This is a genomic window from Pseudomonas sp. P110(2024) (genome assembly GCF_057480795.1).
Genome location: NZ_JBLIYT010000012.1, coordinates 24201 through 44397, shown reverse-complemented (window position 1 = coordinate 44397; position 20197 = coordinate 24201). Strand labels below are relative to the sequence as shown.

The window sequence follows — 20197 nt, the reverse complement described above, 5'->3', positions numbered from 1 at the left end:
CCCTCCTCAATACAGGACGGTTGGGAGTTCACTGGAGCGCAGGTCGAACGCGTCATGTGACGGTCCGACGTCATAGAGCCGTGTGAGCCGGGTGTGCGCCTCGTGCAGATCCGGGATATGGCCTTCAGGCACCCACCACAGCACCACTCGAGGCCGCGAGATGGTTTCGAACCATTCCGATCCGCGTTTCATGAATGTTTTGTGCGGGGTGTTGTAGAGAAAGTCCTTGAGTGATTGGACGTCTCGCCAGAGCGAAAGCGTATAGAGGTAGCCTTCGCCCCACAGCCGGTCGAGCAACGGTTGGTTCTCCTGGGTTTCACGCCAGATAAAACCCGGATGCTGCTCTGCCAGCCCATTGACGTAGTCGGTCGATGCATAGAACCCTTCCATCCGGGTGTCACCCTTGGGAAATCTGGGCTTCACCAGGTCGAACTGAGCAAGTCTGCGTTTCATGCGGCCTCCCATCCTTGGACCTCGATGATGTTCCGGTCAGGGTCTCGTACGTACACAAACGTACAGACACCTACCCCCTCGACAGGCTGGCGCGCCAACTTTCCAAGCAGCCAGCCACCGGAACGAATGACCTTTTCGCAAACTTCGTCTAGGTCGGATACTTCGAATGCGATGTGCGTAAACCCACGCGAATTGGCAAATTTCTCCGACTCTCCACGAACACGACTATATTGAAAAACCTCCAGCGTCGGACCGCCCTCTGGATAACCGGGCAATTGAAGATGAACACCTTCTATTTCCGGATCGAGCAGGCCGGTTCCGTCTGCTACTGGTTGACCTGAAAGCCGGCGGACAGGGCCGACTGGAACGCAGCCAAATACATCTATGTAGAACTTGGCAATTTTCTTCCAGTCGGTGGCGATCAGGTTTGTATGTGAATACTTGACCTTGGCCATGCGTAATGCCCCGGGGATCAATCACGGAAAACGAACGTTTCATGTTCGACTTGTCGATCCTTGTCCCTTGCCCGCTCCCAGGTCGTATTCAGAATGATCCGGGTGACATCCTGCGTCAGGGGCTTGACCCGATGCAGGGTGGTATCCGCCTTGAGCAGATAGACATCGCCGGTCATGTGGAAGTAGGAGTCGATCTTGTTTTCGACCAACAGGTTTTCGACGCGCGGGTTCTGCTTGTCCCAGTGGGTATGCGGTACGCACTCCAGCAGCCCACCGGCCTCAAGCGCAGGCGCCTCGACGATCCAGATGATCGTGTAGGGGTAGTCGCCCCAGTGCCAGCCATGGGTGTCACCGGACTTATGCTGACTATTGATGATAAAGTTGTCCCACTTCCACGGTGTGGGAATGATTTCTTCCTTGACGATGTGAGAAATAAGGCTCATGAGGTAGCGTGAATTATACGCCAGCGGAATATAACGCCCGTTAACCTCGATACTCTCCTGCGGTACATTGCTCAAGTAGCGCGGGGTATTGCCCGTCGACTCAATGAGAAAATCACGACGCTTTGAAAAGTTGGCAAGCAGATACCTTACATCTTCCGAAATACGATCACGCACACCGGGGTCGATCAAGTGATTTATCTTAAGGTAGCCATCCCTGGCAAACCGGTGCTGTTCCCAGAAAAAGTCCCGCCCTGCAAAAGGATCTGAATCAAGAATATCCTGGCTTTGTTCCATGCTTACTTGAACGACAGCACCATCCGTCATGTGAGTTTTCCTTGCGGGTTAGCGTGATGAGTTATTTGCTGACACATTCAAATCCTACCCACTCCAGCAGCATGGATATACCCTATGCACAGACTTTCATTCGTTCCACAAACACGGTAATTCATAGGACATTAGCCGAGTTAATTTATTAGTATAACTAACAAGATCGGACAGTCTTGCTCATGTGATTTATTAGTTTGAATAGGCTAATGGCAAGAAAAAAACCGTGGATGCATGGGAAACCTTGAGACGAAAAGCTCCGCCACACCTGGACGCTGAAGCCAACGAAGGCGCCTGAAAGCAACCCTGCATCGTTAAATTGCCTGGTCCCACATCACAAACGGAAATGGACTACATCCCGACACATCCAGTGCCTGTTAGGTTGGCGCGCCACACATGGATGAGGCTCACAGGAATGGACATGAAATATCTCTTGGGCAATCTCTTGATCGGCATCTCGGTGCTTGTTCAACCGATGGTGGTGGCAACCGCCAATAGTGATCACAACCCACCCGCCGCTCACCCGCAGATCACCGCCGAGCGAGCACGGAGCATGGCCGATGCCGCAGAACGTGCCGCCCGAGCCCAAGGCTTTGCCATTGTCATCAGCATCGTCGACAACCACGGCAACCTGAAGTACTTCCACCGCATGGATGGCACCAGCAGCGGCAGCATCCAGGTCGCGCAGCTCAAGGCAGAGACATCCGCCCGCTTCCCTCTGTCGACCCGCTCGCTCGGCGAGCGCAGCACCGCGCTGCCGGCCAATCCCTACGCCTCGCTCCCCGGGTTCACCCTGCTGGAAGGCGGCCTGCCGATCATGGACGCGAACGGCAGGCATATTGGCGGCATCGGTATCAGCGGAGCAACGCCGGAACTGGACGCCCAATTTGCAAGAACGGCACTCGAAGAAGGCTGACGCCTTGTCAGAGCACCGGCTTCAGACAAAAAGAAACCCGCTTCAGGTATGAAGCGGGTTTCTTGTTTCAGCTCCGTTTTCGCGGGAGGCAGCCATGGCGCCTCCTGAAAGTATCAGAACGGAATATCGTCGTCGAAGCTGTCGAAGTCAGCGGCTGGCTGCGGAGCCGGCTGTTGCGGCGCCGGGCGCTGTGGCGCCTGCTGCGGACGCGGAGCCTGCTGACGAGGAGCCTGGTTGTACTGCTGCTGGCCACCTTGGTTGTAGTTGTTACCACCACCTTGGTTGTATTGGTCACCACCACCCTGCTGACCCTGCGGACGACCGCCGAGCAACTGCATGGTGCCGTTGATGTCGACGATGATCTCGGTGGTGTAGCGCTTGATGCCGTCCTTTTCCCACTCGCGGGTCTGCAGCTTGCCTTCGATGTAGCACTGCGAACCCTTGCGCAGGTACTCGCCGGCAATCTCGGCAACCTTGCCGAACAGCGACACACGGTGCCACTCGGTACGCTCGACCTTCTGGCCCGACTGCTTGTCGGTCCACTGCTCGCTGGTGGCCAGGCTCAGGTTGGTCACGGCGTTACCGTTGGGCAGGTAGCGGACTTCGGGATCCTGACCGCAGGTACCGACCAGAATGACTTTGTTAACCCCACGGGCCATAACGTTCTCCTAGGCTTCGCACGCCGCAGAGGCTGGGTTCACCAGACGCTCGAGGGTCGCACGGTCCAAAATTTTCGTATCCAGTTTGATATAGATGGCGGCTTCTTCTGCCACCACCACGGCGTCGGTCACACCCGGCACGGCCATCAGGCGCTCGGTCAGCCCGGCTTCCCGGACCGCTTCCGGCGTCAGCTGCATGCGCAGGCTGGTCACGTACGGCGGCTCGTTCATGCGCAACGCAGTGAGCAGCCACAGGACGCACAACACGGCACATCCCAGGAACACCATGCTCAAGCCACCGTGCTGGAACAACCAGCCACCGAGGATGCCTCCCAGTGCGGCGCCGAGGAACTGGCTGGTGGAGTAAACCCCCATCGCCGTCCCCTTGCCACCGGCAGGCGACACCTTGCTGACCAGCGAAGGCAAGGATGCCTCCAGCAGGTTGAATGCAGTAAAGAATACCACGGTGCCGATCACCAGTCCGCGCAAGTTGTCAGCCCACTGCCAGAAGAACACCTCCACCAGCAGCAGGACACTGACCGCGCCGAGCAACACGCGTTTCATCTTGCGCTTCTTTTCCCCGTAGATGATGAAGGGGATCATTGCAAAAAATGAAACCAGCAACGCGGTGAGGTACACCCACCAGTGCTGTTCCTTGGGCAGCCCGCCGCGCTCGACGAACGCCAGGGGCAGCGCCACGAAGCTGGCCATCAGGATCGCGTGCAGCACGAAGATGCTGATATCCAGGCGCAGAAGGTCCGGATTGCGCAGGGTCGGGCCGAGGGCCTGACGGGCGACACCGGACTCACGATGGGTCAACACATTGTGCGAACTGGGCACGACGAAGGCAATCAGGCCGATGCCGAGCAGGGCAAGTCCTGCGGTGGCAAGGAACAATCCTGACAAGCCAAAGGCGCGAGTCAACAGCGGGCCGACGACCATCGCCACGGCGAACGACAGGCCGATGCTCATGCCGATCATGGCCATGGCCTTGGTCCGGTGCTGCTCGCGGGTCAGGTCGGACAGCAACGCCATCACTGCCGCGGAAATCGCCCCCGCGCCCTGCAGGATACGCCCGGCGATCACGCCCCAGATAGAATCGGCCTGGGCCGCCAGCACGCTGCCCAGGGCGAAGATGATCAACCCCACGTAGATCACCGGGCGGCGGCCGATGCGGTCGGAAATCACTCCGAACGGAATCTGCAGCACGGCCTGGGTCAGGCCGTAGGCACCGATGGCCAGACCGATCAGCGCAGGCGTGGCGCCGGCCAGGTCCATGCCGTAGGTGGCCAGCACCGGAAGTACCATGAACATGCCCAGCATACGAAAGGCGAAGACCAGGGCCAGGCCGCTGGCAGCGCGGGTTTCGCTGCCACTCATGCGCTCGTTGTGGGTGTCGTGCATGGATTAACCTCGTGTGAACCGGCGGCGATTCTATCAGTCCGACGCCTTGGCGGCATATACGCGACGCTTTGCCGCGTAATGGCAGCGCGCCGTATACTCCTTTGTTTATGCCCGCCGAGCGAGGCCGTAGTGGACAAGATCCTGATCCGTGGGGCACGTACCCACAACCTGAAGAACATCGACCTGACCCTGCCCCGGGACAAACTGATCGTGATCACCGGCCTGTCCGGATCCGGCAAGTCCTCGCTGGCGTTCGACACCCTGTACGCCGAAGGCCAGCGCCGCTACGTCGAATCGCTGTCGGCCTATGCCCGGCAGTTCCTGTCGATGATGGAAAAGCCCGATGTCGACACCATCGAAGGCCTGTCGCCGGCGATCTCCATCGAGCAGAAGTCGACCTCGCACAACCCACGCTCGACCGTCGGCACCATCACCGAGATCTACGACTACCTGCGCCTGCTCTATGCCCGCGTCGGTACCCCTCGCTGCCCGGACCACGATATCCCGCTGGAGGCGCAAACGATCAGCCAGATGGTCGACCTGGTGCTGGAAAAGCCCGAAGGCAGCAAGCTGATGCTGCTGGCTCCGGTGATCCGCGAGCGCAAGGGCGAGCACCTGGCGGTGTTTGACGAACTGCGTGCCCAGGGCTTCGTCCGCGCCCGGGTCAACGGTAAGCTCTACGAGCTCGACGAACTGCCCAAGCTGGATAAACAGAAGAAGCACAGCATCGATGTGGTGGTCGACCGCTTCAAGGTCCGCGCCGACCTGCAGCAGCGCCTGGCCGAGTCGTTCGAGACCGCGCTCAAGCTGGCCGACGGCATCGCCTTGGTCGCGCCGATGGACGACGAAGACGGCGAGGAAGTGATCTTCTCCGCACGCTTCGCCTGCCCGGTGTGCGGCCATGCGATCAGCGAGCTGGAGCCCAAGCTGTTTTCCTTCAACAACCCGGCCGGTGCCTGCCCGACCTGTGACGGCCTGGGGGTGAAGCAGTTCTTCGACACCAAGCGCCTGGTCAACGCCGAGCTGACCCTGGCCGAAGGCGCGATACGTGGCTGGGATCGGCGTAACGTCTATTACTTCCAGATGCTCGGTTCACTCGCCGCGCACTACGGTTTCAGCCTCGAGGAACCGTTCGGCGAACTGTCGGCCGAGCACCAGAAGGTCATCCTGCAGGGCAGCGGCAAGCAGAGCGTCGATTTCAAGTACCTGAACGACCGTGGCGACATCGTCAAGCGCTCGCACCCCTTCGAGGGCATCGTGCCCAATCTTGAGCGCCGCTACCGCGAAACCGAGTCGGCCACCGTGCGTGAAGAGCTGGCCAAGTTCCTCGGGACCCAGCCCTGCCCCGACTGCCGCGGCACCCGCCTGCGTCGTGAGGCTCGCCATGTGTGGGTCGGCGAGAAGACCCTGCCGGCGGTGACCAACCTGCCGATCGGCGAAGCCAGCAACTACTTCGGCGAGCTGACCCTCACCGGGCGGCGTGGCGAGATCGCGGCAAAGATCCTCAAGGAGATCTGCGAGCGCCTGCAGTTCCTGGTCAACGTTGGTCTCGACTACCTGACGCTGGACCGAAGCGCCGATACCCTGTCCGGCGGCGAAGCCCAGCGTATCCGCCTGGCCAGCCAGATCGGCGCCGGCCTGGTCGGGGTGATGTACATCCTCGATGAACCGTCCATCGGTCTTCATCAACGGGACAACGACCGCCTGCTGGCCACCCTCAACCACCTGCGCGACCTGGGCAACACGGTGATCGTGGTCGAGCACGACGAGGACGCCATCCGCCTGGCCGACTACGTGGTGGATATCGGCCCGGGCGCTGGCGTGCATGGCGGCCAGATCGTCGCCGAGGGCTCGCCCGAAGAGGTCATGGCGCACCCCGACTCGCTGACCGGCAAGTACCTGTCCGGGCGCAAGAAGATCGTCGTCCCGGCCAAGCGCACCCCACGCAACAAGAAGCTGTCGCTCAAGCTCAAGGGCGCGCGCGGCAACAACCTGCAGAACGTCGACCTGGAAGTGCCAATCGGCCTGCTGACCTGCGTGACCGGCGTGTCCGGCTCGGGCAAGTCGACGCTGATCAACAACACCCTGTTCCCGCTCGCCGCCACCGCGCTCAACGGCGCGAGCAGCCTGGAGGCCGCGCCGCACGCCAGCGTCGATGGCCTGCAGCACCTGGACAAGGTGGTGGATATCGACCAGAGCCCGATCGGCCGCACGCCTCGTTCCAACCCGGCGACCTACACCGGTATCTTCACGCCGATCCGCGAGCTGTTCGCTGGCGTGCCGGAGTCACGTTCCCGTGGCTACGGCCCGGGGCGCTTCTCGTTCAATGTCAAGGGCGGGCGCTGCGAGGCCTGCCAGGGTGACGGCCTGATCAAGGTGGAAATGCACTTCCTGCCGGACATCTACGTGCCCTGCGATGTGTGCAAGAGCAAGCGCTACAACCGCGAAACACTGGAGATCAAGTACAAGGGCAAGAACATCCACGAGGTACTGGAAATGACCATCGAGGATGCCCGCGAATTCTTCGATGCGGTCCCGGCCCTGGCGCGCAAGCTGCAAACGCTGATGGATGTCGGCCTGTCGTACATCAAGCTGGGGCAATCGGCGACCACCCTGTCGGGTGGCGAGGCGCAGCGGGTCAAGCTGTCACGCGAGCTGTCCAAGCGGGACACCGGCAAGACCCTGTACATCCTCGACGAACCGACCACAGGTCTTCATTTCGCCGATATCCAGCAGTTGCTGGACGTGTTGCACCGCCTGCGTGACCACGGCAATACCGTGGTGGTGATCGAGCACAACCTGGATGTGATCAAGACCGCCGACTGGCTGGTCGACCTGGGGCCGGAGGGTGGCTCCAAGGGTGGGCAGATCATTGCCTGCGGTACGCCGGAAGAGCTGGCCGAGAAGAAACAGTCCTATACCGGGCATTACCTCAAGCCGCTGCTGGAACGCGATCGGGCCTGATTTCAGGCCCGAAAAAAACCCTGTGGGAGCGGGTTTGCCCGCTCCCACAGGGGCATCTGCAATACAGAAATTACATCTGCGACTGCAAGTAGTTCTCCAGGCCAATGGCCTTGATCAGCCCCTGCTGCTTCTCCAGCCAGTAGGTGTGATCTTCTTCGGTATCGGCCAACTGCGCGCGCAGGATGTCGCGGCTGATGTAGTCCTTGTGCAGCTCGCACAGCTCGATACCCTTGCACAGCGCGGCGCGAACCTTGTACTCGAGCTTGAGATCAGCCTCGATCATTTCCGGCACGGTGCTGCCCACTTCCAGGTCATCGGCGCGCATGTCTGGGGTGCCTTCGAGCATGAGGATACGGCGCATCAGGGCGTCGGCGTGCTGCGTCTCTTCTTCCATCTCGTGGTTGATACGTTCGTAGAGCTTGGTCAGGCCCCAGTCTTCGTACATCCGCGAGTGAATGAAGTACTGATCGCGTGCTGCCAGTTCGCCCTTCAGCAACGTGACGAGGTAGTTGATTACGTCCGGGTGACCTTGCATCGCCCTGCTTCTCCCTGTGAATACGGCTATGGGACATAGTGTGAACCAGGTTTTGCTCGCGGTCACTGAAAAATGCGCAATTAGAAGCAAATAATCGGCTAAACAGTAGTGATATTCATTGAAAAACCGCCCTAATGAGGGCGGTTCTTCTTATCACTTCCAGTTAGCCAAGATTCATCCCCAGGGCCTTAGCAATCCCTTCTCCATAAGCCGGGTCGGCCTTGAAGAAGTACTGCAACTGACGCTGGATAACGTCCTCGCTGACCCCCGCCATGGTGCCGGCGATGTTGCCGATCAACAGCGCCTTCTGTTCATCATTCATCAGGCGGAACAGCGCGCCGGCGTGGCTGTAGTAGTCGTTGTCTTCGCGGTGGTCGTAGCGGTGCGCCGAACCGTTCAGGGCCAATGCCGGCTCTGCATGGCGCGGCGACTGTTTCGGTGCATCCGTGTAGCTGTTGGGCTCGTAGTTCGGAGCACTGCCGTAGGCGCCGGTGGCCATGGAACCATCGCGCTGGTAGCTGTGCACCGGGCAACGTGGCGCATTGACCGGCAAGTGCTGGTGATTGGTGCCTACGCGGTAGCGATGAGCATCGGCATAGGCGAACACGCGGCCCTGCAGCATGCGGTCCGGCGACAGGCCGACCCCGGGCACCATGTTGCTGGGACCGAACGCCGCCTGCTCGACTTCGGCGAAGTAGTTGAGCGGGTTACGGTTGAGTTCCAGCACGCCGACCTCGATCAACGGGTAGTCCTTCTGCGACCAGGTCTTGGTCACGTCGAAGGGGTTCTCGTCACGGCTGGCGGCCTCGGCTTCGCTCATCACCTGGATGCACACGGTCCAACGCGGGAAGTCACCGCGCTCGATGGCCTGGAACAGGTCGCGCTGGGCGTAGTCCGGGTCGCTGCCCGCAAGGCGAGCGGCCTCGGCCGGCGCCAGGTTCTTGATCCCCTGCTGGGTCTTGAAGTGCCACTTGACCCAAGTGCGCTCACCCTTGGCGTTGATCAGGCTGTAGGTGTGGCTGCCGAATCCGTGCATATGGCGGTAGCCGTCCGGGATGCCGCGATCGGAGAACAGGATGGTGACCTGGTGCAACGCCTCGGGCGAGTGCGACCAGAAGTCCCACATCATCTGCGCGTTCTTCAGATTGGTCTGCGGGTGGCGCTTCTGGGTGTGGATGAAGTCGGGGAACTTCAGCGGATCACGGATGAAGAACACCGGCGTATTGTTGCCAACAATGTCCCAGTTGCCTTCCTCGGTGTAGAACTTCACCGCAAAACCACGCGGGTCGCGCTCGGTGTCCGCCGAGCCGCGTTCACCGCCCACGGTGGAGAAGCGCAAGAACGTTTCGGTCTGCTTGCCGATGCTGTCGAACAGTTTGGCACTGGTGAGTTCGGTAATATCGCGGGTGACGGTGAAGGTGCCGTAGGCGCCGGAGCCCTTGGCGTGCACGCGACGCTCGGGGATGTTCTCGCGGTTGAAGTGGGCGAGCTTCTCGATCAGGTGGAAATCGTCGAGCAGCAGCGGGCCGCGAGGGCCTGCGGAACGGGAATTCTGGTTGTCGGCTACGGGCGCGCCGCTTGCGGTGGTGAGAATCTTGCTCATGGGCTCTCCTGATCGGTCTTGAACGGCCGGCTAATCGGCTTGGAGAGAGTATTGTCGACCCATGTTACAAGAACAAATTCATTACCTGACTTACATCAATAGAAAATAACAATTCATGAGACAACAAAAAACCGGGCCTAGGCCCGGTTCTTTGCAGCAGACAGAACGTCTTACTCGGCAGCTTCTACAGCACCACCGACCGGACGATCAACCAGCTCGACGTACGCCATAGGCGCGTTGTCGCCAGCGCGGAAACCGCACTTCAGGATGCGCAGGTAGCCGCCCTGACGGGTGGCGTAACGCTTGCCCAGGTCGTTGAACAGTTTGCCAACGGCGGACTTCGAACGGGTACGGTCGAAGGCCAGACGACGGTTGGCGACGCTGTCTTCCTTGGCCAGGGTGATCAGCGGCTCGGCAACGCGGCGCAGTTCCTTGGCTTTCGGCAGGGTGGTTTTGATCAGCTCGTGCTCGATCAGCGACACTGCCATGTTCTGGAACATAGCCTTGCGGTGAGAGCTGGTACGGCTCAGGTGACGTCCACTTTTACGATGACGCATGATTCATTCCTTACCAAACACTACGTTCGGTGATTACGACGATCAGGCAGTCGCCTTGTCGTCTTTCTTAAGACTTGCAGGCGGCCAGTTGTCGAGGCGCATGCCGAGGGAAAGACCACGGGAGGCCAGGACGTCCTTGATTTCAGTCAGGGACTTCTTGCCCAGGTTAGGAGTCTTCAACAGCTCTACTTCGGTACGCTGAATCAGGTCGCCGATGTAGTAGATGTTCTCCGCCTTGAGGCAGTTGGCCGAACGTACGGTCAGTTCCAGGTCGTCAACCGGGCGCAGCAGGATCGGATCGATCTCGTCTTCCTGCTCGACCACAACCGGCTCGCTGTCACCTTTGAGGTCGACGAACGCGGCCAGCTGCTGTTGCAGGATGGTCGCGGCACGACGGATAGCCTCTTCAGGATCCAGAGTACCGTTGGTTTCCAGATCGATGACCAGCTTGTCCAGGTTGGTACGCTGTTCAACACGGGCGTTCTCGACCACGTAGGCGATACGACGCACCGGGCTGAACGAAGCGTCCAGCTGGAGACGGCCAATGCTGCGGCTTTCGTCTTCGTCGGTCTGACGGGAGTCGGCCGGCTCGTAACCGCGACCACGAGCTACGGTGAGCTTCATGTTCAGGGCGCCGTTGGACGCCAGGTTCGCGATTACGTGATCGGGGTTGACGATCTCGACATCGTGATCCAGCTGAATATCGGCAGCGGTAACCACCCCCGAACCCTTTTTCGACAAGGTCAGCGTAACTTCGTCACGACCGTGCAGTTTGATAGCCAGGCCTTTCAGGTTCAACAGGATTTCAATGACGTCTTCCTGAACACCTTCGATCGCGGAGTACTCATGGAGTACGCCGTCGATCTCGGCCTCGACTACTGCACAGCCAGGCATGGAGGACAACAGGATGCGGCGCAGCGCGTTGCCCAGGGTATGGCCGAAGCCACGCTCGAGAGGCTCGAGCGTGATCTTGGCGCGGGTTGGACTGACAACCTGCACGTCGATGTGACGGGGTGTCAGAAACTCATTTACCGAAATCTGCATGGATGCACCTATTTTCTAGCCCTTACTTGGAGTAGAGCTCGACAATCAGGTTTTCGTTGATGTCGGCGGACAGGTCGCTGCGAGCAGGAACGTTCTTGAAAACGCCCGACTTTTTAGCAGCATCCACATCAACCCACTCAACGCGGCCACGCTGGGCGCACAGTTCAAGGGCTTGAACAATGCGCAGCTGGTTCAGCGACTTCTCGCGAACCGAGACCACGTCACCCGGACGAACTTGGTAGGATGGAATGTTCACAGTCTTACCGTTGACGCTGATCGCTTTGTGCGAAACCAGCTGGCGGGACTCGGAACGAGTCGAGCCGAAGCCCATACGGTAGACGACGTTATCCAGACGGCACTCGAGCAGTTGCAGCAGGTTCTCACCGGTTGCGCCTTTTTTCGAGGCAGCAGCTTGGTAATAACCGCGGAACTGACGCTCCAGAACACCGTAGATACGACGGACTTTTTGTTTCTCGCGCAGCTGGGTACCGTAGTCGGACTGACGGCCACGGCGCTGGCCGTGGATACCTGGGGCTGCTTCGATGTTGCACTTCGATTCCAGAGCGCGAACGCCGCTCTTCAGGAACAGGTCAGTGCCTTCACGGCGAGACAGTTTGCATTTTGGACCAATGTAACGTGCCATTTATCTGTCTCCTGATTACACGCGACGCTTCTTCGGCGGACGGCACCCGTTGTGCGGGATTGGCGTCACGTCGGTGATGCTGGCGATCTTGTAGCCGCAGCTGTTCAGTGCACGAACGGCGGATTCACGACCTGGACCTGGACCCTTGACGTTGACGTCGAGGTTCTTCAGACCATATTCCAGCGCAGCTTGACCAGCACGCTCAGCAGCGATCTGGGCTGCGAACGGGGTGGATTTGCGCGAACCACGGAAACCCGAACCACCGGAAGTAGCCCAGGACAGTGCGTTGCCCTGACGGTCGGTGATGGTCACGATGGTGTTGTTGAAAGACGCATGGATGTGGGCGATGCCATCAACCACTGTCTTTTTGACTTTTTTACGAGGACGAGCAGCAGGTTTTGCCATGTCTATATTCCTGGGCGATTACTTGCGGATCGGCTTACGCGGGCCCTTACGGGTGCGTGCGTTGGTCTTGGTGCGCTGACCGCGAACCGGCAGACCTTTACGATGACGCAGGCCGCGGTAGCAACCCAGGTCCATCAAGCGCTTGATCTTCATGTTGATGTCACGGCGCAGGTCACCTTCGGTGGTGAACTTCGCGACTTCGCCACGCAGGGTTTCGATTTGCTCGTCGCTCAGATCCTTGATCTTAGCGGCTGGGTTTACACCAGCGTCCGCACAGATTTTCTGCGCGGTAGTGCGACCGACACCATAGATGTAGGTCAGCGAGATAACAGTATGCTTGTTATCTGGAATGTTGACGCCTGCAATACGGGCCATTCAGTGGGACTCCAATTGACAGCTACCTACGCCCCGGAAGCCAAGAAATAGGGCGCGAGATAATATCGCTGTAGAAACGAATAATCAACCCAGCAGCACACTAGCTGCTGGGTTTGAAGCGCGGATCACACTCAGCCTTGGCGCTGCTTGTGACGCGGTTCCGCGCTGCAGATCACGCGCACGATACCTTCGCGACGAATGATCTTGCAGTTGCGGCACAGCTTTTTCACCGATGCACGAACTTTCATTACCGACTCCTCGAACCTTAAGGGGCTAAATCAGCGCAGCAGACCGCTGCCGCCGTAGCCTTTCAGGTTGGCTTTCTTCATCAGGGATTCGTACTGGTGCGAAACGAGGTGCGATTGTACTTGGGACATGAAGTCCATCACAACCACTACCACAATCAGCAACGAGGTCCCGCCAAGGTAGAACGGCACGTTTGCTGCCACCACCAGGAACTGGGGCAGAAGGCACACGGCCATCATGTAAAGAGCACCGAACATGGTCAGACGGGTCAGGACGCCATCAATGTAGCGCGCCGACTGCTCACCAGGACGGATACCCGGAATAAAGGCACCGGACTTCTTCAGGTTTTCCGCTACGTCTTTCGGGTTGAACATCAACGCTGTGTAGAAGAAGCAGAAGAAGATGATCCCTGCACTAAACAGCAGAATGTTCAACGGCTGACCAGGAGCGATCGACTGCGAGATGTCCTGCAGCCAGCCCATACCTTCGGACTGACCGAACCAGGCACCCAGCGAAGCCGGGAACAGCAAGATGCTGCTCGCGAAAATGGCCGGGATTACGCCCGCCATGTTCACCTTCAGCGGCAGGTGGCTGGTCTGCGCAGCGAAGACCTTGCGGCCCTGCTGACGCTTGGCGTAGTGAACGGCGATACGACGCTGACCACGCTCAATGAACACCACGAAGCCGATAATCGCTACTGCCAGCAAACCGATAGCGACCAGGGCGAAAATGTTGATATCGCCTGTACGCGCAGACTCGAAAGACTGCCCGATTGCTCTCGGAAGACCGGCAACGATACCCGCGAAGATCAACATCGAGATACCGTTGCCCACACCGCGCTCGGTAATCTGCTCGCCGAGCCACATCATGAACATCGCGCCCGCCACGAAGGTGGAGACGGCGACGACATGGAAGCCCAGGCCCACAGAAAACGCCACGCCCTGGTTGGCCAGGCCAATGGACATGCCAATGGCTTGGACCAGCGCCAGGATAACGGTGCCGTAGCGGGTGTACTGGCTGATCTTGCGACGGCCAGCTTCACCTTCCTTCTTCAACTGCTCCAGTTGCGGGCTGACAGCGGTCATGAGCTGCATGATGATCGATGCCGAGATGTACGGCATGATCCCCAGTGCAAAGATGCTCATGCGCTCCAGCGCGCCACCGGAAAACATGTTGAACAAGCTAAGAATGGTCCCCTCATTCTGCCGGAACAGATCCGCGAGACGGTCCGGGTTAATGCCTGGCACTGGGATGTGCGCGCCAATCCGATAGACGATGATCGCCATGAACAGAAAGCGCAGACGAGCCCAGAGTTCCGACATCCCGCCCTTACCGAGCGAAGAGAGAGCACCTTGCTTAGCCATTTATTCCTCGAACTTGCCGCCAGCTGCTTCGATAGCCGCACGTGCACCTTTGGTGACGGCGATACCCTTGAGGGTGACTGCGCGAGTGACTTCGCCCGACAGCATGATTTTCACGCGCTGTACGTGCTGGCCGATCACGTTGGCGTCCTTGAGGGACTGAACGGTGATCAGATCGCCTTCCACCTTGGCCAGCTCGGACAGACGCACTTCTGCGCGGTCCATGGCTTTCAGGGAAACGAAGCCGAACTTCGGCAGGCGACGGTGCAGCGGCTGTTGACCGCCTTCGAAGCCTGGAGCGATGGAACCACCGGAACGGGAGGTCTGACCTTTGTGACCACGGCCACCGGTCTTGCCCAGACCGCTACCGATACCACGGCCCGGACGGTGCTTCTCGCGACGGGAACCCGGCGCTGGACTCAGATCATTGAGTTTCATCGATTAACCCTCGACCTTCAGCATGTAGTAAGCCTTGTTGATCATCCCGCGATTCTCGGGAGTATCCTGGACTTCTACAGTGTGACCGATGCGACGCAGACCCAGACCTTTAACGCACAGTTTGTGGTTAGGCAGGCGGCCGGCGGTGCTCTTGATCAGCGTTACTTTTACGGTTGCCATGATCAGATGATCTCCTCAACAGTCTTGCCGCGCTTGGCAGCAATGGACTCAGGGGATTGCATGGCTTTCAGACCCTTGAAGGTGGCGTGAACCACGTTCACCGGGTTGGTCGAGCCGTAGCACTTGGCCAGGACGTTCTGAACACCAGCAACTTCCAGGACGGCACGCATTGCGCCACCGGCGATGATACCGGTACCTTCCGAGGCAGGCTGCATGTAGACCTTCGAGGCGCCGTGGGCGGCCTTGGTGGCGTACTGCAGGGTGGTGCCCTTCAGGTCAACCTGAATCATGTTGCGACGAGCAGCTTCCATGGCTTTCTGGATCGCGGCAGGTACTTCGCGCGATTTGCCACGGCCAAAGCCAACACGACCCTTGCCATCACCCACCACGGTCAGCGCGGTGAAGGTGAAGATACGGCCGCCTTTTACGGTTTTGGCTACGCGGTTAACTTGAACCAGCTTCTCGATGTAGCCTTCGTCGCGCTTTTGATCGTTATTTGCCATAACTTAGAACTCCAGCCCGCCTTCACGAGCAGCATCAGCCAGCGCCTTGACGCGGCCGTGGTACTTGAAGCCGGAACGGTCAAAGGCAACTTGAGATACACCGGCGGCTTTCGCACGCTCAGCTACCAGCTTGCCAACCTTAGTGGCCGCGTCGATGTTGCCGGTGGCGCCATCACGCAGTTCTTTGTCCAAGGTCGAGGCGCTTGCCAGAACCTTGCTGCCGTCGGCCGAGATGACCTGGGCGTAGATGTGCTGCGAGGAGCGGAACACGCACAGACGCACGGCTTCGAGCTCGTGCATTTTCAGGCGTGCTTTGCGAGCGCGACGCAGTCGAGTAACTTTTTTGTCGGTCATTTGCTAGGCCCTACTTCTTCTTGGCTTCTTTACGACGGACTACTTCGTCCGCGTAACGCACACCCTTGCCCTTGTAAGGCTCTGGCGGACGGAAACCGCGGACTTCAGCGGCCACCTGACCCACCAGCTGCTTGTCGATACCCTTGATCAGGATGTCGGTCTGGCTTGGGGTTTCAGCGGTGATACCGGCTGGCAGTTCGTAATCCACTGGGTGCGAGAAGCCCAGGGCCAGGTTCAGGACGGTGCCCTTGGCCTGTGCCTTGTAACCAACACCGACCAGCTGGAGCTTGCGCTCGAAGCCTTGGCTTACGCCTTGGACCATGTTGTTGACCAGGGCGCGGGTGGTACCGGCCATGGCGCGAGCTTGCTGATCACCGTTGCGAGGTGCGAAACGCAGCTCACCAGCTTCTTCGGTAACTTCAACAGACGAGTGAACGTTCAGTTCGAGAGTGCCCTTGGCACCCTTCACCGAAAGCTGCTGGCCGGCGAATTTGACTTCGACGCCTGCTGGCAGCTTAACGGGGTTCTTAGCGACGCGAGACATGCCTATCTCCCCTTAGAACACTGTGCACAGAACTTCGCCGCCGACACCGGCAGCGCGCGCAGCGCGGTCAGTCATCACACCTTTGTTGGTGGAGACGATAGACACGCCCAGGCCGCCACGTACTTTCGGCAGCTCGGTAACGGCCTTGTACTGGCGCAGACCAGGACGGCTGGTACGCTTCAGCTCTTCGATGACCGGACGGCCTTCGAAGTACTTCAGCTCGATCGACAGGGAAGGCTTGGCTTCGCCGGTCACTTCGTAGCTGGCGATGTAGCCTTCGTCTTTCAGTACTTTGGCAACCGCGACCTTCAGGGTGGAAGAAGGCATGCTTACGACAGACTTTTCAGCCATCTGGGCATTACGGATGCGAGTTAGCATGTCCGCTAACGGGTCCTGCATACTCATGGGCTAGATGCTCCTGATACAAGAATTATTAGCCTTGCGGCTATCACAACCACCCGAGCAGGCAGGGCAAAAAACCCAGGCTCAGGTGAGCCGGTCATTCTAGACACAAGGCAGAAACGAAACAAGCCCCATATAGGGGCTTGTTTCGTTGCGAGGTCACCGGCGGTCGGAAGATTGCTCCCCTCACGCCGGCGTCACGCCAACCGGGATTACCAGCTGGCCTTGACCAGACCTGGCACGTCACCGCGCATGGCGGCTTCGCGCAGCTTGTTACGGCCCAGACCGAACTTACGGTATACACCGTGCGGACGACCGGTCAGGCGGCAACGGTTACGCAGGCGCGAGGCGCTGGCGTCACGTGGTTGCTTCTGCAGGGCGACAACGGCAGCGAAACGCTCTTCAGGAGAGGCGTTCAGGTTGACGATGGTCGCTTTCAGCTCAGCACGCTTCTTAGCGAACTTGGCTACCGTGAGCTGACGCTTCAGCTCGCGGTTCTTCATGCTCTTCTTGGCCATTTTCCTACTCCAATCAGTTGCGGAACGGGAACTTGAAAGCACGCAGCAGAGCGCGGCCTTCGTCGTCCGAACGAGCAGTGGTGGTCAGGGTGATGTCCAAACCGCGCAGAGCATCGATCTTGTCGTAATCGATTTCCGGGAAGATGATCTGCTCTTTCACGCCCATGCTGTAGTTGCCACGACCGTCGAAGGACTTGGCATTCAGGCCGCGGAAGTCGCGAACCCGTGGCAGGGAGATCGCCAGCAGGCGGTCCAGGAACTCGTACATCTTTTCGCGACGCAGGGTCACCTTGACACCGATCGGCCAGCCTTCACGGACTTTGAAGCCCGCGATGGATTTACGAGCGAAAGTCACGACCGGCTTTTGACCGGTGATCTTTTCCAGGTCGGCAACAGCGTGCTCGATGACTTTCTTGTCGCCGATCGCTTCGCCCAGACCCATGTTCAGGGTGATTTTGGTAACGCGCGGAACTTCCATCACGTTCGACAGCTTAAGTTCTTCCTTAAGCTTAGGAGCGATTTCGTTCCGGTAAATCTCTTTCAGTCGTGCCATGGTCTTCTACCTAGCAGTGTTCAAGCATCAACCGCTTTTTGGGTCGACTTGAAGACACGAATTTTTTTACCGTCTTCTACTTTGAAACCAACGCGGTCAGCCTTGTTGGTTTCGCCGTTGAAGATGGCAACGTTGGAAGCGTGCAGAGGCGCTTCTTTCTCGACGATACCGCCCTGGACGCCCGCCATCGGGTTAGGCTTGGTGTGGCGCTTGACCAGGTTGACACCACCGATGACCAGACGGTCGTCAGCGAGAACCTTCAGCACCTTACCGCGCTTACCTTTGTCTTTGCCGGCGATCACGATGATCTCGTCGTCACGACGAATCTTTTGCATGTCGGATCTCCTTAGAGCACTTCAGGGGCGAGCGAGACGATCTTCATGAACTTCTCGGTACGAAGTTCACGGGTCACTGGCCCGAAGATGCGAGTACCGATCGGCTCTTGCTTGGTGTTCAGCAGAACAGCAGCGTTGCCGTCGAAACGAATGATGGAACCGTCAGCGCGACGTACACCGTGACGGGTACGGACGACAACAGCGGTCATCACCTGGCCTTTCTTGACCTTACCGCGAGGAATTGCTTCCTTGACGGTAACTTTGATGATGTCACCGATACCGGCGTAACGACGGTGGGAACCGCCGAGCACCTTGATGCACATGACGCGACGAGCGCCGCTGTTATCGGCCACATCGAGCATGGATTGAGTCTGAATCATAAAATTTCTCCGACCCTTAGCCCTTAGACTTCAACAGCGCGTTCGAGGACTTCAACCAGTGCCCAGGACTTGGTCTTGGCCAGCGGACGGGTTTCACGGATGGAAACCTTGTCGCCGATCTTGCACTGGTTGGCTTCGTCGTGCGCGTGCAGCTTAGTCGAACGCTTAACGTATTTACCGTAGATCGGGTGCTTTACGCGACGCTCGATCAGAACGGTGATGGTCTTGTCCATTTTGTCGCTGACGACACGGCCAGTCAGCGTACGGACGGTTTTTTCAGCTTCAGCCATGATCACTTACCTGCCTGCTGGTTGAGCACAGTTTTCACGCGAGCGATGTCACGCTTAACTTGCGAGAGCAGGTGCGACTGCCCCAACTGGCCAGTTGCTTTCTGCATGCGCAGATTGAACTGGTCGCGCAGCAAGCCGAGCAGTTGCTCATTCAGTTGCTGTGCGGATTTTTCACGAAGTTCATTCGCTTTCATCACATCACCGTCCGCTTAACAAAGGAGGTGGCGAGAGGCAGCTTTGCAGCGGCCAGAGCGAAAGCTTCGCGCGCCAGCTCTTCAGAAACACCCTCGATCTCGTACAGGACTTTGCCTGGCTGAATCTGGGCAACCCAGTATTCCACGGAACCTTTACCTTTACCCATACGAACCTCGAGAGGCTTCTTGGTAACCGGCTTGTCCGGGAAGACACGGATCCAGATCTTACCGCCACGTTTTACGTGACGGGTCAGGGCACGACGTGCCGACTCGATCTGGCGAGCGGTGAGACGACCGCGGGCGACAGCTTTCAGAGCGAACTCGCCGAAGCTGACCTTGCTACCGCGCAGTGCCAGACCACGGTTGTGGCCGGTCATCTGCTTGCGGAATTTTGTACGCTTTGGTTGCAACATTTGGCGTACCCCTTACTTAGCAGCTTTTTTACGAGGCGCTGGTGCTTGAGGCTTCAGCTCTTCCTGGCGACCACCAATTACTTCGCCTTTGAAGATCCAAACCTTCACACCGATCACACCGTAGGTGGTGTGAGCTTCGTAGGTGTTGTAGTCGATATCGGCACGCAGGGTGTGCAGAGGCACACGACCTTCGCGATACCACTCGGTACGTGCGATCTCGGCACCGCCGAGACGACCGCTCACCTGGATCTTGATGCCCTTGGCACCAATACGCATGGCGTTCTGTACGGCGCGCTTCATGGCGCGACGGAACATAACGCGGCGCTCCAGCTGCTGGGCAACGCTCTGAGCAACCAGCATAGCGTCGAGTTCCGGCTTGCGGATCTCTTCGATGTTGATGTGCACAGGCACACCCATCTGCTTGGTCAGGTCCTGACGCAGCTTCTCAACATCTTCACCTTTCTTGCCGATAACGATACCGGGACGAGCGGTGTGGATGGTGATGCGTGCAGTTTGAGCCGGACGATGAATATCGATACGGCTTACGGACGCGCTTTTTAGTTTGTCCTGGAGGTACTCGCGAGTTTGCAGATCCTTCAGCAGGTAATCTGCGTAAGTCGCGCCGTCTGCGTACCAGACGGAGGTGTGCTCCTTGACGATTCCCAGGCGAATGCCAGTGGGATGTACTTTCTGACCCATCTGATCG

Annotated in this window: 30 protein-coding genes; 2 read left to right on the top strand and 28 right to left on the bottom strand. The window is 58.7% G+C overall.

What is annotated here, in order from left to right:
* Positions 1 to 6: 6 nt before the first annotated feature.
* Genes AC25ND_RS19505 through AC25ND_RS19495 form a run of 3 tightly spaced genes read right to left on the bottom strand, consistent with a single transcriptional unit; the run spans position 7 to position 1675 of the window.
* On the bottom strand, positions 7 to 453 hold the full coding sequence (locus AC25ND_RS19505; protein ID WP_186596837.1) for a DUF3291 domain-containing protein: 447 nt from the start codon (positions 451 to 453) through the stop codon (positions 7 to 9).
* Positions 450 to 908 (bottom strand): VOC family protein, encoded by a 459-nt coding sequence (locus AC25ND_RS19500; protein WP_186596839.1) that lies wholly within the window; start codon positions 906 to 908, stop codon positions 450 to 452. Before AC25ND_RS19500 ends, AC25ND_RS19505 begins: the two co-directional genes overlap by 4 nt.
* 17 nt (positions 909 to 925) lie before the next feature.
* Positions 926 to 1675, bottom strand: coding sequence for a HalD/BesD family halogenase (locus AC25ND_RS19495; RefSeq protein ID WP_186596841.1), 750 nt, complete (start codon positions 1673 to 1675; stop codon positions 926 to 928).
* A 421-nt stretch (positions 1676 to 2096) separates the two neighbouring features.
* Here AC25ND_RS19495 and AC25ND_RS19490 point away from each other — a divergent pair, with 421 nt between their 5' ends.
* Positions 2097 to 2591, top strand: coding sequence for a GlcG/HbpS family heme-binding protein (locus AC25ND_RS19490; protein WP_238341068.1), 495 nt, complete (start codon positions 2097 to 2099; stop codon positions 2589 to 2591).
* Between the two features lie 113 nt (positions 2592 to 2704).
* Here AC25ND_RS19490 and AC25ND_RS19485 read toward each other — a convergent pair whose 3' ends face one another.
* Positions 2705 to 3250, bottom strand: a complete 546-nt coding sequence (locus tag AC25ND_RS19485; RefSeq protein ID WP_028690243.1) for a single-stranded DNA-binding protein — start codon at positions 3248 to 3250, stop codon at positions 2705 to 2707.
* Positions 3251 to 3259: 9 nt separating this feature from the next.
* Positions 3260 to 4654, bottom strand: a complete 1395-nt coding sequence (locus AC25ND_RS19480) for an MFS transporter (protein ID WP_028690242.1) — start codon at positions 4652 to 4654, stop codon at positions 3260 to 3262.
* 129 nt (positions 4655 to 4783) lie between these two features.
* Here AC25ND_RS19480 and uvrA point away from each other — a divergent pair, with 129 nt between their 5' ends.
* The gene (gene uvrA, locus AC25ND_RS19475) at positions 4784 to 7618 is read left to right on the top strand and encodes an excinuclease ABC subunit UvrA (RefSeq protein ID WP_050703559.1); all 2835 of its coding nucleotides are present in this window, start codon (positions 4784 to 4786) and stop codon (positions 7616 to 7618) included.
* A 70-nt stretch (positions 7619 to 7688) separates the two neighbouring features.
* Here the strand turns inward: uvrA and bfr are convergent, their stop codons facing one another.
* The 23 genes from bfr to rpsC all read right to left on the bottom strand — a co-directional run bounded on the left by bfr (position 7689) and on the right by rpsC (position 20190).
* A complete protein-coding gene (gene bfr / locus AC25ND_RS19470) occupies positions 7689 to 8153 on the bottom strand; it encodes a bacterioferritin (RefSeq protein ID WP_028690240.1) in 465 nt (154 codons plus the stop codon).
* Between the two features lie 163 nt (positions 8154 to 8316).
* On the bottom strand, positions 8317 to 9756 hold the full coding sequence (locus AC25ND_RS19465) for a catalase (protein WP_062361847.1): 1440 nt from the start codon (positions 9754 to 9756) through the stop codon (positions 8317 to 8319).
* A gap of 170 nt (positions 9757 to 9926) precedes the next feature.
* Entirely contained in the window at positions 9927 to 10313 is a 387-nt protein-coding gene (rplQ, locus tag AC25ND_RS19460) for a 50S ribosomal protein L17 (RefSeq protein WP_003255451.1), read from the bottom strand.
* 42 nt (positions 10314 to 10355) lie between these two features.
* Entirely contained in the window at positions 10356 to 11357 is a 1002-nt protein-coding gene (locus AC25ND_RS19455; protein WP_003255452.1) for a DNA-directed RNA polymerase subunit alpha, read from the bottom strand.
* A 22-nt stretch (positions 11358 to 11379) separates the two neighbouring features.
* Positions 11380 to 12000, bottom strand: a complete 621-nt coding sequence (rpsD, locus tag AC25ND_RS19450) for a 30S ribosomal protein S4 (RefSeq protein WP_023629185.1) — start codon at positions 11998 to 12000, stop codon at positions 11380 to 11382.
* A gap of 15 nt (positions 12001 to 12015) precedes the next feature.
* Positions 12016 to 12405 carry a 30S ribosomal protein S11 gene (gene rpsK, locus AC25ND_RS19445; protein WP_003255454.1) on the bottom strand — a complete coding sequence of 130 codons (390 nt, stop codon included), beginning with the start codon at positions 12403 to 12405 and terminating at the stop codon, positions 12016 to 12018.
* Positions 12406 to 12423: 18 nt separating this feature from the next.
* Positions 12424 to 12780, bottom strand: coding sequence for a 30S ribosomal protein S13 (gene rpsM / locus AC25ND_RS19440; protein ID WP_003255457.1), 357 nt, complete (start codon positions 12778 to 12780; stop codon positions 12424 to 12426).
* Positions 12781 to 12911: 131 nt separating this feature from the next.
* Positions 12912 to 13028, bottom strand: coding sequence for a 50S ribosomal protein L36 (gene rpmJ, locus AC25ND_RS19435; RefSeq protein ID WP_011531897.1), 117 nt, complete (start codon positions 13026 to 13028; stop codon positions 12912 to 12914).
* Positions 13029 to 13058: 30 nt separating this feature from the next.
* A complete protein-coding gene (secY, locus tag AC25ND_RS19430) occupies positions 13059 to 14390 on the bottom strand; it encodes a preprotein translocase subunit SecY (protein WP_003257108.1) in 1332 nt (443 codons plus the stop codon).
* Entirely contained in the window at positions 14391 to 14825 is a 435-nt protein-coding gene (gene rplO / locus AC25ND_RS19425) for a 50S ribosomal protein L15 (RefSeq protein WP_011531896.1), read from the bottom strand.
* Between the two features lie 3 nt (positions 14826 to 14828).
* On the bottom strand, positions 14829 to 15005 hold the full coding sequence (rpmD, locus tag AC25ND_RS19420; RefSeq protein WP_028690238.1) for a 50S ribosomal protein L30: 177 nt from the start codon (positions 15003 to 15005) through the stop codon (positions 14829 to 14831).
* 2 nt (positions 15006 to 15007) lie between these two features.
* Complete coding sequence (gene rpsE / locus AC25ND_RS19415; protein ID WP_023629184.1) at positions 15008 to 15508, bottom strand: 30S ribosomal protein S5; 501 nt, start codon at positions 15506 to 15508, stop codon at positions 15008 to 15010.
* Positions 15509 to 15511: 3 nt separating this feature from the next.
* The gene (rplR, locus tag AC25ND_RS19410) at positions 15512 to 15862 is read right to left on the bottom strand and encodes a 50S ribosomal protein L18 (protein WP_011531893.1); all 351 of its coding nucleotides are present in this window, start codon (positions 15860 to 15862) and stop codon (positions 15512 to 15514) included.
* 10 nt (positions 15863 to 15872) lie between these two features.
* Complete coding sequence (rplF, locus tag AC25ND_RS19405; protein WP_028690237.1) at positions 15873 to 16406, bottom strand: 50S ribosomal protein L6; 534 nt, start codon at positions 16404 to 16406, stop codon at positions 15873 to 15875.
* Positions 16407 to 16418: 12 nt separating this feature from the next.
* Positions 16419 to 16811 (bottom strand): 30S ribosomal protein S8, encoded by a 393-nt coding sequence (gene rpsH, locus AC25ND_RS19400; RefSeq protein ID WP_028690236.1) that lies wholly within the window; start codon positions 16809 to 16811, stop codon positions 16419 to 16421.
* Positions 16812 to 17020: 209 nt separating this feature from the next.
* The gene (gene rpsN, locus AC25ND_RS19395; protein WP_011531890.1) at positions 17021 to 17326 is read right to left on the bottom strand and encodes a 30S ribosomal protein S14; all 306 of its coding nucleotides are present in this window, start codon (positions 17324 to 17326) and stop codon (positions 17021 to 17023) included.
* A gap of 13 nt (positions 17327 to 17339) precedes the next feature.
* Entirely contained in the window at positions 17340 to 17879 is a 540-nt protein-coding gene (gene rplE / locus AC25ND_RS19390) for a 50S ribosomal protein L5 (RefSeq protein WP_012316517.1), read from the bottom strand.
* A gap of 20 nt (positions 17880 to 17899) precedes the next feature.
* The gene (rplX, locus tag AC25ND_RS19385) at positions 17900 to 18214 is read right to left on the bottom strand and encodes a 50S ribosomal protein L24 (RefSeq protein ID WP_003255476.1); all 315 of its coding nucleotides are present in this window, start codon (positions 18212 to 18214) and stop codon (positions 17900 to 17902) included.
* A gap of 11 nt (positions 18215 to 18225) precedes the next feature.
* On the bottom strand, positions 18226 to 18594 hold the full coding sequence (gene rplN / locus AC25ND_RS19380; RefSeq protein WP_008089810.1) for a 50S ribosomal protein L14: 369 nt from the start codon (positions 18592 to 18594) through the stop codon (positions 18226 to 18228).
* Between the two features lie 23 nt (positions 18595 to 18617).
* Positions 18618 to 18884, bottom strand: coding sequence for a 30S ribosomal protein S17 (gene rpsQ, locus AC25ND_RS19375; protein WP_003255478.1), 267 nt, complete (start codon positions 18882 to 18884; stop codon positions 18618 to 18620).
* A 2-nt stretch (positions 18885 to 18886) separates the two neighbouring features.
* Positions 18887 to 19078, bottom strand: a complete 192-nt coding sequence (rpmC, locus tag AC25ND_RS19370) for a 50S ribosomal protein L29 (protein ID WP_002555481.1) — start codon at positions 19076 to 19078, stop codon at positions 18887 to 18889.
* Positions 19078 to 19491: a 50S ribosomal protein L16 gene (rplP, locus tag AC25ND_RS19365; RefSeq protein ID WP_009397508.1), complete on the bottom strand. Its 414-nt coding sequence runs from the start codon at positions 19489 to 19491 to the stop codon at positions 19078 to 19080. Before rplP ends, rpmC begins: the two co-directional genes overlap by 1 nt.
* Before the next feature lie 12 nt (positions 19492 to 19503).
* Positions 19504 to 20190, bottom strand: a complete 687-nt coding sequence (gene rpsC / locus AC25ND_RS19360; protein WP_011531889.1) for a 30S ribosomal protein S3 — start codon at positions 20188 to 20190, stop codon at positions 19504 to 19506.
* Positions 20191 to 20197: the final 7 nt, after the last annotated feature.

Coding starts and splice junctions, on each gene's coding strand:
- rplN (WP_008089810.1), bottom strand. CDS start 18,594: ATGATTCAGACTCAATCCATGCTCGATGTGGCCGATAACAGCGGCGCT.
- bfr (WP_028690240.1), bottom strand. CDS start 8,153: ATGCAAGGTCACCCGGACGTAATCAACTACCTCGTCACGTTGCTGAAG.
- rpsH (WP_028690236.1), bottom strand. CDS start 16,811: ATGAGTATGCAGGACCCGTTAGCGGACATGCTAACTCGCATCCGTAAT.
- rplR (WP_011531893.1), bottom strand. CDS start 15,862: ATGACCGACAAAAAAGTTACTCGACTGCGTCGCGCTCGCAAAGCACGC.
- AC25ND_RS19480 (WP_028690242.1), bottom strand. CDS start 4,654: ATGCACGACACCCACAACGAGCGCATGAGTGGCAGCGAAACCCGCGCT.
- rpmC (WP_002555481.1), bottom strand. CDS start 19,078: ATGAAAGCGAATGAACTTCGTGAAAAATCCGCACAGCAACTGAATGAG.
- rpsN (WP_011531890.1), bottom strand. CDS start 17,326: ATGGCCAAGAAGAGCATGAAGAACCGCGAGCTGAAGCGTCAGCTCACG.
- AC25ND_RS19500 (WP_186596839.1), bottom strand. CDS start 908: ATGGCCAAGGTCAAGTATTCACATACAAACCTGATCGCCACCGACTGG.
- AC25ND_RS19455 (WP_003255452.1), bottom strand. CDS start 11,357: ATGCAGATTTCGGTAAATGAGTTTCTGACACCCCGTCACATCGACGTG.
- AC25ND_RS19465 (WP_062361847.1), bottom strand. CDS start 9,756: ATGAGCAAGATTCTCACCACCGCAAGCGGCGCGCCCGTAGCCGACAAC.
- rplQ (WP_003255451.1), bottom strand. CDS start 10,313: ATGCGTCATCGTAAAAGTGGACGTCACCTGAGCCGTACCAGCTCTCAC.
- rpsQ (WP_003255478.1), bottom strand. CDS start 18,884: ATGGCTGAAGCTGAAAAAACCGTCCGTACGCTGACTGGCCGTGTCGTC.
- rpsE (WP_023629184.1), bottom strand. CDS start 15,508: ATGGCAAATAACGATCAAAAGCGCGACGAAGGCTACATCGAGAAGCTG.
- AC25ND_RS19495 (WP_186596841.1), bottom strand. CDS start 1,675: ATGACGGATGGTGCTGTCGTTCAAGTAAGCATGGAACAAAGCCAGGAT.
- rplX (WP_003255476.1), bottom strand. CDS start 18,214: ATGCAAAAGATTCGTCGTGACGACGAGATCATCGTGATCGCCGGCAAA.
- rpsD (WP_023629185.1), bottom strand. CDS start 12,000: ATGGCACGTTACATTGGTCCAAAATGCAAACTGTCTCGCCGTGAAGGC.
- rpsM (WP_003255457.1), bottom strand. CDS start 12,780: ATGGCCCGTATTGCAGGCGTCAACATTCCAGATAACAAGCATACTGTT.
- rplP (WP_009397508.1), bottom strand. CDS start 19,491: ATGTTGCAACCAAAGCGTACAAAATTCCGCAAGCAGATGACCGGCCAC.
- rplE (WP_012316517.1), bottom strand. CDS start 17,879: ATGGCACGACTGAAAGAGATTTACCGGAACGAAATCGCTCCTAAGCTT.
- secY (WP_003257108.1), bottom strand. CDS start 14,390: ATGGCTAAGCAAGGTGCTCTCTCTTCGCTCGGTAAGGGCGGGATGTCG.
- rplF (WP_028690237.1), bottom strand. CDS start 16,406: ATGTCTCGCGTCGCTAAGAACCCCGTTAAGCTGCCAGCAGGCGTCGAA.
- rpmD (WP_028690238.1), bottom strand. CDS start 15,005: ATGGCAACCGTAAAAGTAACGCTGATCAAGAGCACCGCCGGCCGCCTG.
- rpsC (WP_011531889.1), bottom strand. CDS start 20,190: ATGGGTCAGAAAGTACATCCCACTGGCATTCGCCTGGGAATCGTCAAG.
- AC25ND_RS19485 (WP_028690243.1), bottom strand. CDS start 3,250: ATGGCCCGTGGGGTTAACAAAGTCATTCTGGTCGGTACCTGCGGTCAG.
- AC25ND_RS19505 (WP_186596837.1), bottom strand. CDS start 453: ATGAAACGCAGACTTGCTCAGTTCGACCTGGTGAAGCCCAGATTTCCC.
- AC25ND_RS19490 (WP_238341068.1), top strand. CDS start 2,097: ATGAAATATCTCTTGGGCAATCTCTTGATCGGCATCTCGGTGCTTGTT.
- rpmJ (WP_011531897.1), bottom strand. CDS start 13,028: ATGAAAGTTCGTGCATCGGTGAAAAAGCTGTGCCGCAACTGCAAGATC.
- rpsK (WP_003255454.1), bottom strand. CDS start 12,405: ATGGCAAAACCTGCTGCTCGTCCTCGTAAAAAAGTCAAAAAGACAGTG.
- rplO (WP_011531896.1), bottom strand. CDS start 14,825: ATGAAACTCAATGATCTGAGTCCAGCGCCGGGTTCCCGTCGCGAGAAG.